This is a genomic window from Acinetobacter sp. TG2027 (assembly GCF_000302435.1).
Taxonomy (GTDB): domain Bacteria; phylum Pseudomonadota; class Gammaproteobacteria; order Pseudomonadales; family Moraxellaceae; genus Acinetobacter; species Acinetobacter pittii.
The window spans coordinates 156,243-171,570 of the sequence record NZ_AMJN01000054.1; the positions used below are offsets into that span (position 1 = coordinate 156,243).

The window sequence follows — 15,328 nt, forward strand, 5'->3', positions numbered from 1 at the left end:
TTATGTGAACAAAATCTCTTTAAAAATAAATAAGTAGGTGACATTTTTTGTCAGTCAGCTTTAAAAAGTAAAATTATGAAAATTAGCTAATATAGGAATATTACAAAGCGAGTTAATTAAGGATAATCGGAGCATTCCCCAATTCATTGGATTGATCTGGCATGTTCTCATCATAAAAACGTGACAATACCTCTCCAATTTGTTGTACGCCAATCACTACAGCTTGTTGATATTGTTGTTGTTTAAGCTTCTGTACTATTGCTTCACAAATCTGTTGCCAGACTTGATCATTAGTCACATTTCGAATGCCACGGTCAAATATAATTTCTACTGTTCGTTCACATAAATTTAGGTATAACAATACGCCACTATTTAAGGCGGTATCCCAAACACCTAATTCTGCAAATAATTGCTGTGCTCTTAAACGAGTATTTTGTCTGTAGGCTTGTGACACTGGAATATGGCCTTCAATTACAACCTGTATTTCTCCAACATGGCCATGTTCTGCTTGTTGTACAGCATCAGCAATAGCTTGCTTATCTTGTTTTGAAAAATAACGACTACTGGCAGGTAAATAGCATAGATGTTTAAACCAACGTTTTAGACTTGGCTCTACAGATTCCTCAATTTTTGGTTGAGTAATAATTTGTGTTGTTTCTGATGTTGTTACCATGAGCCTGAAGCACCTCCACCGCCAAAACGACCTCCGCCGCCACCATAGCCTCCGCCACCTCCGCCGAAGCCTCCTCCACGTCCACCGCCACCAGAACCACTTAAAATGGCCTGTAAAATAAGTTGGGCAATTGATGTAATAAGTAAAAAGAAAATACCAAAACCAAGTAGTAAGCTAGTGACTAGCCCCGCCCCATTTACAAATCCTGCTACCGCAGCAGCAACTCCTGCTGTAGATGCACTAAGCGGACGACCAACAATAAACGAACCCACAATTCCAGCAACAAGAATAAATAAAGCCATTGTCAGCGTTGTCTGCTTGGCTTGCTGTTCTTCTGCAGCTTGATGCTGACGTTCTTTTAAATCTTGGGCAGATTGCTGTGCTACTTCTGGATCTAAATTTAAAATTCTTCCGATTTCATCAAGACCTGCACTCAAACCTTGGGCATATTGGGCTTGTTTAAAATAAGGTGTAATTTGGTTTCGAATAATCCGACTTGCCACAATATCCGGCAATACTCCTTCTAAGCCATAACCGGTTAGTATTTGTATACGGCGGTCATTTACAGCGACTGCAATGAGTAATCCATTGTCACGTTTAGATGATCCCAATTGCCACTTTTCACCAACACGTAATGCATAATCAAAGATATCTTCTTGGCCAGTGGTAGGAACAATCACAATACCAATCTGCGCTTTGCCTTGTTGGTATAAACTTAGAATTTTTTGATCAAGTTGCTGCTTCTCAGCTTCGCTTAAGATATTGGCTTGATCAATAACAGGCTGGTTTAAAGTTGGCAAACCACGAATTGACTCCCCATCAGCCATATCATTCGCAACTTGGACTTGAGGAGCAGGACTTGAAGCAGCTTGCCCCTCTAGTTTAGTTGCAGCAGCTTGAGTTTGTTGCTTTTGAATAATTTTGCCAGCAACTATTGCATCAGCCTCATCGGTAGCAGTTGCAATATTAGTTTCACTCCATGCCGTATTCTGAAAAAGAACACCACAACAGAGCAAAATTAAGGTCGAGATAAAGACCTTAATTTGCTTTGGTTGAAGCAATAGAGTATTTCTCATACGGCACTCCTTTGATTTATAAAATTAATCAAAAGAAACTTTTGGAGCCTGTTGTGCAGATGCTTCTGCAGAGAAATTGGCTTTTGGATGCATACCAATTACTTTTGCTGTTACTGCCTGAGGGAACTGACGCACATATGAGTTATAGTCTTGTACTGTTGTAATATAACGATTACGCGCAACAGCAATACGGTTTTCAGTACCTTCAAGCTGAACTTGTAGTTCTTGGAATTGAGTATTGGCTTTCAAATCTGGGTAATTTTCCGAAACAGCAATGAGTCGAGATAATGCCCCTGTTAATTGACTTTGAGCCTGTTGATATTTTTCAAGTAAAGCCGGATCTTCTAAAACTTCTTTATCAACTTTTAAACCTGCAACATTAGAACGAGCCTGTGTTACTTCGGTTAATACTTGCTCTTCATGCTTAGCATAGCCTTTAACGACGTTTACAAGATTTGGTACCAAATCTGATCGACGTTGATATTGGTTCTGTACTTCAGACCACGCTGCTGTTACAGCCTCATCTTTTACTTGTAGAGTATTATAGCCACACCCCGAAAACAGTAAGGTACTGGCAAGTGTTGTTGCGATCGCAAATTGTTTCAACGTTTTCATCGGCACATTATCCTCAAGTTTTTCTTTATATTTTTAACCTCTTTACCTGATTGTATGATGAATTAGGCATTATTGTGTTGCTTTTATTTTATTGATTTTAAAAAACCGGACTTTTAAATCCGGTTATCTATTAGCTCAATCGCTGATCTTTTTCTTGTTCAAAACTTGCCATTTGATATTCTTCTGCTAAAGAACTTTTCCAATAATTAACCATCCTGCCATAATCTTTTTGGCTCGGATGGAAATCTTTTTTGTAATATGCGAAGTATTCTGGCATTAACTGAACAAGCATCTTCATCAGTAAATATAATCCAAATAAATTACCCCCGATTTTAGGTAAGCTATTCCATTTATCTTGCCAAAATAAACGAGTTGTCCCATAAAAAGCGAGACTCGCAAATCCTGTTGTGACGCTACGCATGAGTAAACGACGGATACGATCATCACCATATACATGTTGATAAACATCAAATGCAACCGAACGATGTTCAATTTCTTCAATCGCATGCCATACCCAAAGTTTTAGCGCATCTTCATCTAGCGTTTTTAATAACTCTGGATGTTGTAAAACATATCCCCCAAGTAAAGCAGTGAAATGTTCAAATGCACAGGTGAGTGCCAATTGCAGCTTAGGTGGAATTGTTCTTAAATATTTATCGCGCTCATTTAGCCAATTTTGAAAACTGTCCAGATTATAATCATCACGTCGCCAAGCTTCATTAAACTCACCATGTGCTTTGGAATGCATGGCCTCTTGTCCAATAAACGCTGCAATTTGCGCTTGTAGCTGAGGATCTGAGACTTTATCACGTACATTACGTACACTATTTACAAAAAATTGCTCACCCACCGGAAACGTTGATGAGAGTGCAGTTAAAAAATGCGACATGAGAGGTGAATTTGCAAAATAGTGCCGCTTGATCGCTTTTGGATTAAATTCAAGACGACGCACTGTAATACCCAACGCTTTTCGACGATTTAAATATGATTTTTCTGCCGTCATACCTGCGATGTTCATATTCAACACCTACTGTATTGAAGAAGGAAGTTTCGAGTATGTCGCGAGCTTTAAACGCTAAAAAGGGCAAAAAAGCTTATTATATTTGCCAAAAACATCAAAGTGACTAATGGTAGACAATAAAAAAGCCTACTTGAAGTAGGCTTTTTTTCAGTTATTTAACAAATTAATTTATTAAACACCAAGATAATCCAAAATACCTTCGGCAGCTTGACGGCCTTCCCAAATAGCAGTCACGACAAGGTCTGAGCCACGTACCATATCACCACCAGCAAAGATTTTCGGGTTTGATGTCTGGAATTTGAATTCTTGCTTTTCAGCTGCGACAACACGGCCTGAACCATCAAGATTAATATTCACATTACCAAACCAGTCTGCTGGGCTTGGGCGGAAACCGAAAGCAAGTAAAACTGCATCAGCTGGTAATACTTCCTCAGAACCCGGAATTGGCTCAGGGCTACGACGGCCACGACTATCTGGTTCCCCCATTTGTGTCGTTACCACTTTTACGCCTGTCACTTTGCCGTTTTCACCAACGATTTCGACTGGTTGACGATTGAATAGGAATTTCACACCCTCTTCGTAGGCATTTTTTACTTCACGTGCAGAACCCGGCATATTGCTTTCATCACGACGGTATGCACAAGTTACATCGTGAGCACCTTGGCGTAAAGAAGTACGGTTACAGTCCATAGCGGTATCACCACCACCAAGAACAATAACTTTTTTACCATCTAGGCTAATGTATTCACTTGGATCTTTTTCCCAACCTTGGCAACGGTTCACGTTAGAGATTAAGAAATCAAGTGCATCATAAACGCCATCAAGATCTTCACCCGGGAAACCACCTTTCATATAGGTATAAGTTCCCATACCCATGAATACCGCATCATATTCTGCAAGCAATTCATCAATCGTGATGTCTTTACCAATTTCAGTATTTAAACGGAATTCGATGCCCATACCTGTGAAAATTTCACGGCGGCGTTTCATCACATCTTTTTCCATTTTAAATTCTGGAATACCGAATGTAAGTAAGCCACCAATTTCAGGACGCTTATCGAATACAACTGGTTTAACACCACCACGAGCTAGAATATCTGCACAGCCTAAACCAGCAGGACCAGCACCAATAATTGCAACTTTTTTGTCATTCCATTTTACGCCTGACATATCTGGACGCCAGCCTAAAGCAAAAGCTGTGTCATTGATATATTTCTCAGCATTACCAATGGTTACTGCACCAAAACCATCATTTAAGGTACAAGCACCTTCACACAAACGGTCTTGTGGGCATACGCGACCACATACCTCAGGTAGTGTGTTGGTTTGATGACAAAGCTCAGCAGCTTGGAAAATTTGGCCTTCAGCGATCAGTTTTAACCAGTTTGGAATGTAGTTATGTACAGGACATTTCCATTCGCAATATGGGTTACCACAGCCTAAACAACGGTGAGTCTGATTAGTGACAGTTTCCGATGTAAAAGGCTTATAAATTTCCACAAATTCTGCTTTGCGGACAGTAATATCTTTTTTCTCTGGATCTTGACGTGGTACATCCAGAAATTGAAAGTCATTATTTAGGCGTTCTGCCATGTCTCTCTCCGTGGGTAGGCGCGGATTTCCTTGTTGCCCGCACCTGCCTATGTCTTTGCAGTCGTGGAATTATTGTGGGTCAGCTTGTGTTGTTTTCAAAAGCGTTTGCAAATTAGCAGCTTTTGGTTTCACAAGCCAGAATTTACGGCTGTAGAAATCGAACTCATTGCGGATTTTATAAGCCCAAGCACTACCAGTTTCTTTGATATGCTCATCGATAATACGCAACAAGAACTCTTTATGATCTTCCATAGATTCTGTTGAAATACGATTTAAATCAATCAACTCGTGGTTGTAGTAATCTACGAAGTCATTATCAAGGTCAAGTACATAAGCAAAACCACCAGTCATGCCCGCACCAAAGTTATGGCCTACTTTACCAAGTACAGTCACAACACCACCTGTCATGTATTCACAGCAGTGATCACCCGCACCTTCGATTACAGCAAATGCGCCAGAGTTACGAACTGCAAAACGCTCACCCGCTGTACCTGCTGCAAAAAGCTTACCGCCAGTTGCACCATACAAACAGGTATTACCAATAATTGCTGTATTTTGTGTTTGGAAAGGTGAACCTTGTGGTGGGAAAATCGAAATACGACCACCCGCCATACCTTTACCTACATAGTCGTTTGCATCACCTTCAAGACGGATGTGTAAACCACCAGCATTCCAAACACCAAGCGACTGACCAGCTGTACCAGTTAAGTTCATTACAACTGGATGAGCTTCCATACCCAAGTTGCCGTAGCGACGAGCAATTTCACCCGAAACACGAGCACCGATCGAACGGTCACAGTTCACGACGTTGAAGTTGAACTGACCACCAGCGCTTGACTCAATTGCAGGAAGCATTTCAGCCACCATTCTCTCAGCCAATACACCTTTATCAAATGGTGCATTACCTTCTACTTGACAGTATTGTGCTTTACCTTCGGCAGAAGGATGCGAAGTTAACAGAGCACTTAAATCAAGGTGAGCATGTTTTTCAGTCTCGCCCGGTAATACTTCAAGCAAATCAACACGACCAATCAAGTCTTTCAATGAAGAAACACCTAGTGCAGCCAACCATTCACGAGTTTCTTCAGCAATAAAGTGGAAGAAGTTGATGAGCATTTCTGGCTCGCCAATGTAGTGCTCTTGACGTAAATGATCTTGTTGAGTTGCAACACCAGTTGCACAGTTATTTAAGTGACAAATACGGAGGTATTTACAACCTAGAGCGATCATTGGTGTTGAACCAAAGCCGAAACTTTCAGCACCTAAAATTGCTGCCTTGATCACATCAAGACCAGTTTTTAAACCACCATCAGTTTGTACACGTACTTTTCCACGCAAGTCGTTTACACGAAGTGCTTGATGCGCCTCACTCAAACCTAATTCCCATGGAGAACCCGCATGGTGAATTGAAGAAAGTGGAGATGCTGCGGTACCGCCGTCATAACCTGAAATGGTAATGAAGTCCGCATATGCTTTTGCAACACCAGCAGCAATCGTACCTACACCCGGCTCAGATACCAATTTCACCGATACCATTGCTTTAGGGTTAACTTGTTTCAAGTCAAAAATTAACTGAGACAAATCTTCAATTGAGTAAATGTCGTGGTGTGGAGGAGGTGAAATTAGCGTTACACCCGGTACCGAGTAACGTAAACGTGCGATTAAGCCATTTACTTTACCACCCGGTAACTGACCACCCTCACCTGGTTTTGCACCTTGAGCAACCTTAATTTGCAATACTTCAGCAGAAGTTAGGTATGCAGGAGTTACACCAAAACGACCAGATGCGATCTGTTTGATTTTCGAGTTACGAATTGTGCCGTAACGAACAGGATCCTCACCGCCTTCACCAGAGTTTGAACGACCGCCAATCGTATTCATCGCGATTGCAATTGCTTCATGTGCTTCTGGGGACAGAGCGCCTAAAGACATACCTGCCGAGTCAAAACGAGGTAAGATATCTTCAACTGATTCAACCGATTCAACTGGAATTGAGTTAGTTGTTTTTAACTTAAATAAGTCACGAATAGTCGCTACTGGACGATTATTCACCAACTCAGCATATTCTTTAAAGTCTTCGTATTTACCAGAGCGAACGGCTTTGTGTAATGCGTTAATCACATCTGGGTTGAACGCATGGTATTCTTTATCAAATACGAATTTGAGCAAACCACCCTGATCAATTGGCTTACGATTTGACCAAGCTGTCGCTGCTAGTTTTTTCTGGTCTTTTTCAAGATCAGCAAATGTTGCACCCTGAATACGGCTTGGAACACCTAAGAAACACTGATCTACCACTTCTGATGATAAACCTACTGCTTCAAATAGCTGACCGCCACGATAAGAAGCAACTGTAGAGATACCCATTTTTGAAAGAACTTTTAATAAGCCTTTCTCAATACCTTTACGGAAGTTTGCTTGCGCATGGATTGGATCACCTAAAAGCTCACCTTTCGCAATCAAATCATTGATCACGTCATATGCAAGGTATGGGTAAACAGCGGTTGCACCGAAACCTAGTAATACCGCAAATTGGTGCGGATCACGTGCAAAACCAGTTTCAACCATGATGTTTGCATCAGTACGTAGGCCAGTTTTGATGAGGTAATGATGTACCGCACCTGTTGCAAGTGCTGCGTTTGCTGGCAGTAAACCTTGACGGATATTTTTGTCTGTTAAAACAATTAAAGTTTTGCCATCACGAACTGCTTGCGCCGCTTCTTCACAGATACGCGTGATCGCAGCTTGCAAGCCTTCTTCTTCGGCATAGTTTAAATTGATATCAACCGCTTCATAACCCGGACGCTCGATGCTACGGATTTGCTGCATTTTTGAATTTGACAATACAGGGCTAGAGATGATGATACGGTCAGCATGCTCAGGGCCTTGCTCAAATACATTCTGCTCACGACCTAAACAGGTTTCAAGCGACATTACAATTGACTCACGTAGCGGGTCAATTGGCGGGTTCGTAACTTGAGCGAACTGTTGACGGAAGTAATCTGTTACGTGGCGTACTTGACGAGACAATACAGCCATTGGCGTATCATCACCCATAGAACCAACAGCTTCTTGTCCGCTTTCAGCAATTGGACGTAACAACTGGTCGCGCTCTTCAAATGTCACCATAAACATTTTTTGAGCCGCTTTTAAAGCGTCGCCAGTTAAGCCTTTATCGACTAATTGTTCTTCAAGTTCTGGGTTTGCATTTAAACGAATCGCATGATCACGTAACCACTCACGGTACGGACGCATGTTTTTCAAATGTGTACTAACATCTTTAGTATCAAGTACTTTGCCTGTTAAGGTATCAACTACCAAAATTTGGCCAGGACCTACACGACCTTTAGAAACTACATCTTCAGGCTCATAACCCCAAACACCGATTTCAGATGCCAAGGTAATGTAATCATTTTTGGTAATTACCCAACGCGCAGGACGCAAACCGTTACGGTCAAGCATACAGATTGCATGACGACCATCTTGAATAACGAGACCTGCCGGGCCATCCCAAGCTTCCATATGTTTAGAGTTGAACTCATAGAATGCGCGTAAGTCTGCATCTAAAGTTTCTACGTTTTGCCAAGCTGGTGGTACGAGCATACGTAAGGCACGGAATAAATCCATACCACCACCTACTAAGATCTCAAGCATGTTATCTAAGCTTGAAGAGTCCGAACCTGTACGGTTAACGATTGGGTTAAGCTCAGTAAGACCTGGTAATAATGGGTTTTCAAATTTAGGAGTACGCGCCAACGCCCAGTTACGGTTTGCTGTAATTGTGTTGATTTCACCATTATGAGCAAGGTAACGGAATGGTTGAGCCAACGGCCAACGCGGTAGTGTATTAGTAGAGAAGCGTTGGTGGAATACCACGATATGTGATTTTAAACGCTCATCAGCTAAGTCTGTATAGAACTCAGCAATTGCAGCCGGCATCATCAAGCCTTTATAGCTGATTACTGTCGAACAAAGCGTAGTCACATAGAATGACGGATCATTTTGTAATTGTTGTTCTGCACGACGACGTGCCAAGAATAATTTACGGTTAAATTCAACTTCAGTTACACCCATTGGACAGTTCACAATGACCTGTTCAAAAGCCGGTAAAGATTGAAGCGCAATTTCACCTAGTGCATCGTTATTTGTAGGGACAACACGCCAAGCCAGTACACGTAGGCCATCTGACTCGATTTCTTTCGTTAAAATATTTTTAGAATGTTGCGCTAATGCCGGATCAGTATTTAAAAATACAGTACCCACAGCAAAAATTTCACTCAGTGTAATATCACTCAGTTTTTTTGCTTCATCACGGAAAAATTGCTTTGGCATCGCCAATAATAAGCCGCAACCATCTCCCGTCTTGCCATCTGCGGCAATACCACCACGGTGCGTCATGCAACTTAAACTGTGAATCGCGGTTTCAACTAGATGATGACTTGATTCACCCTTCATATGGGCAATCAGTCCAAAACCACAGTTATCCTTAAACTCATCAGGTTGATATAAACCTTGAGCGGGAGCTACAGTATTAGGCGATGGCATGTGCATAGCGTACCCTTCTTTCAATAAGGCTCTTTCGAGCGTCAAACAAACAACTTCTTTTTGCGATAGTGCCTACGGACGACAGTTAGCTCAATGTTTCACAAAAAAAATTTTTGGGCTGATAAGCCAATATACGCTGTTCCATTTTTACGTACACTGGTTTTTGCTAGAAAAATGTTTTGACTTATTTCGCACTCTTTTAAAGCAGTTCGACCCCTCGACTCTGCATAGAATTTACTCTTTAGAGCGCTAAAATAGTTTACAGCACATTAATAAGCACAAGAATAAAGCAAAAACTATGCCAATGTTATTTTTTGCAATTAAGTATTTATAATTATTGAAAATAGATCGATTTTATTCGCGTTATCATTTTAATAAATGACTAAATATGCACCACAGGTGATCAAAAAATATATATAACTATTATTATTGCACCATATCTGTGCAACACATCCTTATAATTAATTACCTCTTGTGCCCTCATTTGTTGCATTTTTTACTGAAGGTTCTGTTGTACGATTCTGTTGAGTCTTTTTAGCCATATCAACTGCCGAATTAGACTGATGTACATCCACAACATTCCCCTCAGCATCTCGACGAATAATCGTTGTACGAGTTGTAGAGTTTGTTGCTGGAGCCGCCACTTTAGGTTGTGTAGCCACACCGCCCCCTATAAGTAAAGACTCATCAATTTTAGGCAGAGCAGCTGGACGTAACCGCACTTCATAAGTTTGGCTAATACCACCTTTCATTTCATCCGCACCTAAATCATTGACTAATGGCGCATAGGTCGAAAATTGTTGCGGCTGAGGTTTAATTGATTCAGGTAAATCAAGATTAAGTTGGGTTAACTGCTGAATTGCATCTTCAGAACGTTTAAATACACCATATGTCAAAACATATTGTTCAGATTGCTTATCTCCGCTTAAACGGAAGTAGATAAATTTATTCCGTTCTGGACGATTTTTTAAAAAGTTTTTAATAATATCTTCATCAGACGCACGGAAAAGCTCAAGTGTCCATTGTTTCTTGTTTTCATTAATAAATTTTGTACCGCGGAACTCTGCCTCATGTTGACCAGAAGCAACCGTACGGGTTGTTAAATCAAGAGGTCTAACTTCATCAGCTAAAGCCCCTAAATTAGCCGTTGTTGCCACCTTCTCTGGCTGAATTTGCACTGGCGCATCCGAATCAGCTGATTTTTCAACTTCAACCAGCTTTTTACTATCGGTCATTACCCAAAAAATAAAAGCGAGCAACAAGCAGACGATACCACCCACCAACCAGATATATTGTTGAACATTCTGCCAAAGTGTACGTGATACAGTCATGTGTTACCTTAATTTATTATCCGTGTTGATTTGCCAAAATAGCTTGTTTCATGAGTTCAACATCAAAGTCTTTAGTAATTACTGCTTGCCCAAGTTGCTTTAAGAGCACTAAACGTAATTGACCATTGAGAACTTTTTTATCATGCGCCATATATCCAAGGAATTCATCCAATGGAATTTTTGGACATGATATCGGCAAATTAGCGCGTTGAATAATTTTTTTTGTACGCTCTACATCATCGCTTGAAATCCAACCTAAACGTTGTGATAAATCAGCCGCCATCACCATGCCTGTCGCTACTGCTTCACCATGCAACCAAGTGCCATAGCCAAGGTAAGATTCAATCGCATGACCGAAAGTATGACCCAAGTTGAGTAAAGCTCGTTCGCCTTGCTCTTTTTCATCGTTAGCAACAATACGCGTTTTATGAGCACATGAACGATAAACAGCTTCTGCTAAAAGTTCAGCATCTCGCCCAATTAACCCATCCATATTCTGCTCTAACCAAACAAGAAAATCAGCGTCACCCAACAAGGCATATTTAATGACTTCTGATAATCCAGCAGATAACTCTCGATCTGGTAAAGTATCGAGTTGAGCCATATCAGCCAAAACAACTTGAGGTTGCTGAAATGCGCCCAACATGTTCTTACCAAGAGGATGATTAATCCCCGTTTTACCACCCACACTTGAGTCTACTTGTGAAAGAAGTGTAGTCGGAACCTGAATAAAATAAACACCACGTTGGAAACATGCTGACGCAAAACCAGCCATATCCCCGATAACACCACCACCCAAAGCTAAAACCGTACAATCACGATTAAAACCAGCTTCAAGTAAAGCATCAAAAATTAAATTTAGATGTTGAATATCTTTATATTTCTCACCATCTGGCAAAATACAAGTCGCTACAGTTTTACCCAAACTTTTTAAAGCTTCTTGATAATGAGATAAATATAAAGGAGCGACCGTTTCATTACTCACGATCATGACCTGTTGACCATGAATATAAGGCTCAAGCAACTGCTTAGGATCAAGTTGACTGCCAATAAAAATAGGATAACGGCGTTCGCCTAATTCAACATGTAAAGTTTGCATGAGTTTATAAAACCACAAGTAAGTTTGGCTATTTTAGCGGGTTGGACAAAATAAGTTGCAAAATCTTTTGAGCAAGATCACGAGCAGCACCCTGATTGGTTTCAATCGTGTAATGCGCAACTTCACGATATAGAGGATCACGTATTTTTAACAAATCACGTAATTTTTGTTCAGGGTTTTCAACTTGTAATAGAGGTCTATTTTTATCGCGGTAAGTGCGTTGTAATTGTAGTTCTACAGGAGTGTAAAGATAAACAACAATACCACGTTGCTTTAGAAATTCGCGATTGGGTGCTTGAGTAATCGCACCTCCACCTGTCGCCAACACTAAGGCTTTACGGGAAGTCAACTCATTTAACACTACTGTTTCACGAGTACGAAATCCAAACTCCCCTTCTTTCTCAAAAATCCAGGGAATAGTGGCACCTGTTTTGCGTTCAATTTCATGATCACTATCTAAAAATTCACGCCCTAATAGTTCGGCTAAATGACGTCCAACGGTTGTTTTTCCTGCCCCCATGGGCCCTACCAAATAAATATTTGGCAGGGTTTCAAACGCTTTGCTTGGCAAGGCGCCACCTATTTCAATTGCTTTCATTAAAAAATATATTAATGATTTCTCACCAAAGTGTCATTAACAATTCGTGGCGTAACGAAAATCAGCAACTCTTGCTTATCATCAGATTTCTGATCTTTCCTAAATAGGCGTCCAATTCCCGGTAAATCCCCAAAGAAAGGAACTTTGGTTTGAGAGTTAAGGGTTGTCTGCTCAAACACCCCTCCTAAAATGACTGTCTCACCATTATTCACCAACACATTTGTCTTGATATTATTTTTATTTAGGATCAATTCACCATTAGGAGCCGCACCCGAAACCGAATCCTTTGAAATATCCAATTTCATTTGAATTTTACCATCAGGCGTAATGCTCGGGGTAACATCTAGGCTTAATAGTGCATCTTTAAAAGAGGTACTTGCTGTAGCACCAGCAGCAGAATTAGTTGTAGTTTGATATGGGACCTGTTGACCTGTTGCAACTTTTGCAGGCTGTTTATCTGCAGTCATTACTTTAGGGGTAGAAATAACCTCACCATAGCCATCAGCTTGTAATGCAGAAAGTTCAAGATCAAGCATAAAATCAGACATACTAATCAAGCCAAAGGCAATACTCCCAGCCGGATTGGTTACACCTAAATCGACATTTAAGTTATCTGGACGTTCAATCGTGTATTTATAACCACCCGTAGTCTCATCCTTTTTGGGCTCTCGTAAATTCCACAAGGTCGTTTCACTACCACCAACTAACAAGTTATTATTGTTAGTGATCCCTTGCGATAATATACCCCATTTAACACCGAGCTCTTTGGTAAAAGAAGTAGATGCTCTTACAATTCGCGCCTCAACCATAACCTGTTTAACTTGTACATCCAACAGATCAATCATTTTACGAATTTGATCAATCGACTGAGCCGTATCATTAATAATTAAGGTATTGGTACGATCATCTTGAGTAATTGTTCCACGGGGACTCAATAAACTTCCTACATTATTACCTAAACTATCAACACCAGTATTTAAATTAGTAGATGTAGAATTTCCACCATCAGATGTGCGCTGCATACCATTGCTATTATTTGAGCCTTGAGTAATTAAACTCATAATATCCTGAGCTTGCGCATATTTAAGTTGAATATACTCAGTTTGTAATGGGGCTAATTTCACGCTCTGTGCAACAGCTTTTGCTTCTTCTTCTTCAGCCTTGATCAGTTCCGCAACTGGAGCAATCCAAATTACATTTCCATTTCTGCGTTTATCTAAATTTTTAGTTTTTAAAATAATATCAAGTGCTTGGTCCCATGGTACATCTTTTAAACGCAAAGTGATATTACCTTGCACACTATCAGCCGCGACCATATTAATACCAGTAAAATCAGCAAGTAACTGTAAAACGCGACGAACTTCAATATCTTGAAAATCGAGAGAAAGCTTATTACCAGAGTAATTAGGCGTCTTATATAAAGAGGTTACATTTTTGTCCTGCGGACGCTTGAGGCTAATGGTTAATTTATTTTCTGCCTGATAAGCCATATATTCATAGCTACCAGTAGATTGAATCGTAATAACGCCATTGCCTTTTTCATTATAAGATTCAATTGTCGAAACAGGTGTCGCAAAATCATTTACATTTAAGCGTTTAGCTAGATGTGTAGGAATTTTAGAACCCAAAGTTTTTACTACAACTTTGCTGCCTTGTTGTTGCACATCAACAGGGGTATTACCTCCCAACAGGTCAATAACGATAAGGCCTTCCCCTTGACTACCGCGTTGGAAGCCGATGTTTGAAACACCTTGGGTTTGCATTGCACTTGCTGATACAGGTTTAGCTACAGCTTGCGCAGAATTAATCTTTAAAATAAAAGTGTTGCCTTCAATACGAGTAGTAAAAGCACCTGCCTCTTTCAAATTTACAGTTAAACGTGAACGCTGATCATCGGAGCTTACATCGACCGAACTCGCTTCATTCGTTCCAATCGCTACTTTTGACTGTATTAAATTCTGCTGCGCTTTATTAAAATCTAAAATCAAACGTGAAGGATTCTCAAGCTGATAGGCCTGTGGTTGCGGTGGCAAGCCATTAAATATCACTCGAATTTCTGTTCCCTGACCCGCTATTTGCATCGGTACAATATTAGTCATGCTGACCTGTGCAGATGCAACCTGCATAATTGCAATCGCCACAGCTCCCATAGAAAACTGACGGAATACGTGATTCATTGTCTAACCATCCCCAATAAATAATCTTTAAAAATAATTTTTTCTTTGTTATTCCCTAAATTTTAGGGTGCGGGTCCAATTAACACTAAGGTTCTTGGTCTCTCCACATAGCCTTCTCGCCCATCAGGGACAATCTCCACCAGATCAATCTGAGTAGGACCAATATGGGTAATTCGACCTTGATTCATCCCGATATAGTTCCCTACCTGCACTCGCTCAATTTGTTGATCAGGTGTTTGGATCAGAGCCATGACTTGCCCGCGGCTGTTACGCATACTTCCTTTCATATTTAAGGACTCTAATGCATAGCTTTCGAGTGGCTGTGGTGCACGTGAGAAATTCGGATATACTCGTTTCCCCGCCATAATTTTGAGCTCAGCAGCAAGTGAGCTTGGTAAAAATGGGCTCTTTAACTGATGGGCTGCATAATTAAATTGTGGCACAGGCGTAAAAACAGGCGCTGGTTCTATGGCTTGTGGTGGCTGATTACGTATATCGGCCATTTGCTGATTTACAGCATCGATTCTAGAGTCGCATCCAGCTAAAGCTAAACATGCCAAAATAGAAAGAGAAAATTGTTTAAGTTTCATCGTAATTCTC

General features: G+C 40.6%; 11 protein-coding genes. All 11 read right to left on the reverse strand.

Annotated features, from left to right (window positions below; genetic code table 11):
• Positions 1-112: 112 nt before the first annotated feature.
• Entirely contained in the window at positions 113-673 is a 561-nt protein-coding gene (locus B806_RS0117000) for a TPM domain-containing protein (protein WP_017387048.1), read from the reverse strand.
• Positions 667-1,749 carry a TPM domain-containing protein gene (locus tag B806_RS0117005; RefSeq protein WP_017403270.1) on the reverse strand — a complete coding sequence of 361 codons (1,083 nt, stop codon included), beginning with the start codon at positions 1,747-1,749 and terminating at the stop codon, positions 667-669. Before B806_RS0117005 ends, B806_RS0117000 begins: the two co-directional genes overlap by 7 nt.
• A gap of 24 nt (positions 1,750-1,773) precedes the next feature.
• A complete protein-coding gene (locus B806_RS0117010) occupies positions 1,774-2,364 on the reverse strand; it encodes a LemA family protein (RefSeq protein WP_002117090.1) in 591 nt (196 codons plus the stop codon).
• A gap of 130 nt (positions 2,365-2,494) precedes the next feature.
• Positions 2,495-3,382: a metal-dependent hydrolase gene (locus B806_RS0117015; RefSeq protein WP_014207824.1), complete on the reverse strand. Its 888-nt coding sequence runs from the start codon at positions 3,380-3,382 to the stop codon at positions 2,495-2,497.
• A 174-nt stretch (positions 3,383-3,556) separates the two neighbouring features.
• Positions 3,557-4,978, reverse strand: a complete 1,422-nt coding sequence (locus tag B806_RS0117020; RefSeq protein ID WP_017387050.1) for an FAD-dependent oxidoreductase — start codon at positions 4,976-4,978, stop codon at positions 3,557-3,559.
• A gap of 69 nt (positions 4,979-5,047) precedes the next feature.
• The gene (gltB, locus tag B806_RS0117025; protein ID WP_171057080.1) at positions 5,048-9,523 is read right to left on the reverse strand and encodes a glutamate synthase large subunit; all 4,476 of its coding nucleotides are present in this window, start codon (positions 9,521-9,523) and stop codon (positions 5,048-5,050) included.
• A gap of 461 nt (positions 9,524-9,984) precedes the next feature.
• Positions 9,985-10,854 carry a hypothetical protein gene (locus tag B806_RS0117030; protein WP_017387052.1) on the reverse strand — a complete coding sequence of 290 codons (870 nt, stop codon included), beginning with the start codon at positions 10,852-10,854 and terminating at the stop codon, positions 9,985-9,987.
• A gap of 16 nt (positions 10,855-10,870) precedes the next feature.
• Positions 10,871-11,953 carry a 3-dehydroquinate synthase gene (gene aroB, locus B806_RS0117035; protein ID WP_017403271.1) on the reverse strand — a complete coding sequence of 361 codons (1,083 nt, stop codon included), beginning with the start codon at positions 11,951-11,953 and terminating at the stop codon, positions 10,871-10,873.
• Between the two features lie 28 nt (positions 11,954-11,981).
• Positions 11,982-12,551: a shikimate kinase AroK gene (gene aroK / locus B806_RS0117040; protein ID WP_002116987.1), complete on the reverse strand. Its 570-nt coding sequence runs from the start codon at positions 12,549-12,551 to the stop codon at positions 11,982-11,984.
• An 11-nt stretch (positions 12,552-12,562) separates the two neighbouring features.
• A complete protein-coding gene (gene pilQ / locus B806_RS0117045; protein WP_017387053.1) occupies positions 12,563-14,728 on the reverse strand; it encodes a type IV pilus secretin PilQ in 2,166 nt (721 codons plus the stop codon).
• Positions 14,729-14,790: 62 nt separating this feature from the next.
• A complete protein-coding gene (locus tag B806_RS0117050) occupies positions 14,791-15,318 on the reverse strand; it encodes a pilus assembly protein PilP (protein WP_002116864.1) in 528 nt (175 codons plus the stop codon).
• Positions 15,319-15,328: the final 10 nt, after the last annotated feature.

Bases quoted from the DNA above. Each gene is read 5' to 3' on its own strand.
- B806_RS0117020 (WP_017387050.1), bottom strand. From the start codon at position 4,978: ATGGCAGAACGCCTAAATAATGACTTTCAATTTCTGGATGTACCACGT.
- aroB (WP_017403271.1), bottom strand. From the start codon at position 11,953: ATGCAAACTTTACATGTTGAATTAGGCGAACGCCGTTATCCTATTTTT.
- B806_RS0117015 (WP_014207824.1), bottom strand. From the start codon at position 3,382: ATGAACATCGCAGGTATGACGGCAGAAAAATCATATTTAAATCGTCGA.
- B806_RS0117000 (WP_017387048.1), bottom strand. From the start codon at position 673: ATGGTAACAACATCAGAAACAACACAAATTATTACTCAACCAAAAATT.
- B806_RS0117030 (WP_017387052.1), bottom strand. From the start codon at position 10,854: ATGACTGTATCACGTACACTTTGGCAGAATGTTCAACAATATATCTGG.
- aroK (WP_002116987.1), bottom strand. From the start codon at position 12,551: ATGAAAGCAATTGAAATAGGTGGCGCCTTGCCAAGCAAAGCGTTTGAA.
- pilQ (WP_017387053.1), bottom strand. From the start codon at position 14,728: ATGAATCACGTATTCCGTCAGTTTTCTATGGGAGCTGTGGCGATTGCA.
- B806_RS0117010 (WP_002117090.1), bottom strand. From the start codon at position 2,364: ATGAAAACGTTGAAACAATTTGCGATCGCAACAACACTTGCCAGTACC.
- B806_RS0117050 (WP_002116864.1), bottom strand. From the start codon at position 15,318: ATGAAACTTAAACAATTTTCTCTTTCTATTTTGGCATGTTTAGCTTTA.
- gltB (WP_171057080.1), bottom strand. From the start codon at position 9,523: ATGCCATCGCCTAATACTGTAGCTCCCGCTCAAGGTTTATATCAACCT.
- B806_RS0117005 (WP_017403270.1), bottom strand. From the start codon at position 1,749: ATGAGAAATACTCTATTGCTTCAACCAAAGCAAATTAAGGTCTTTATC.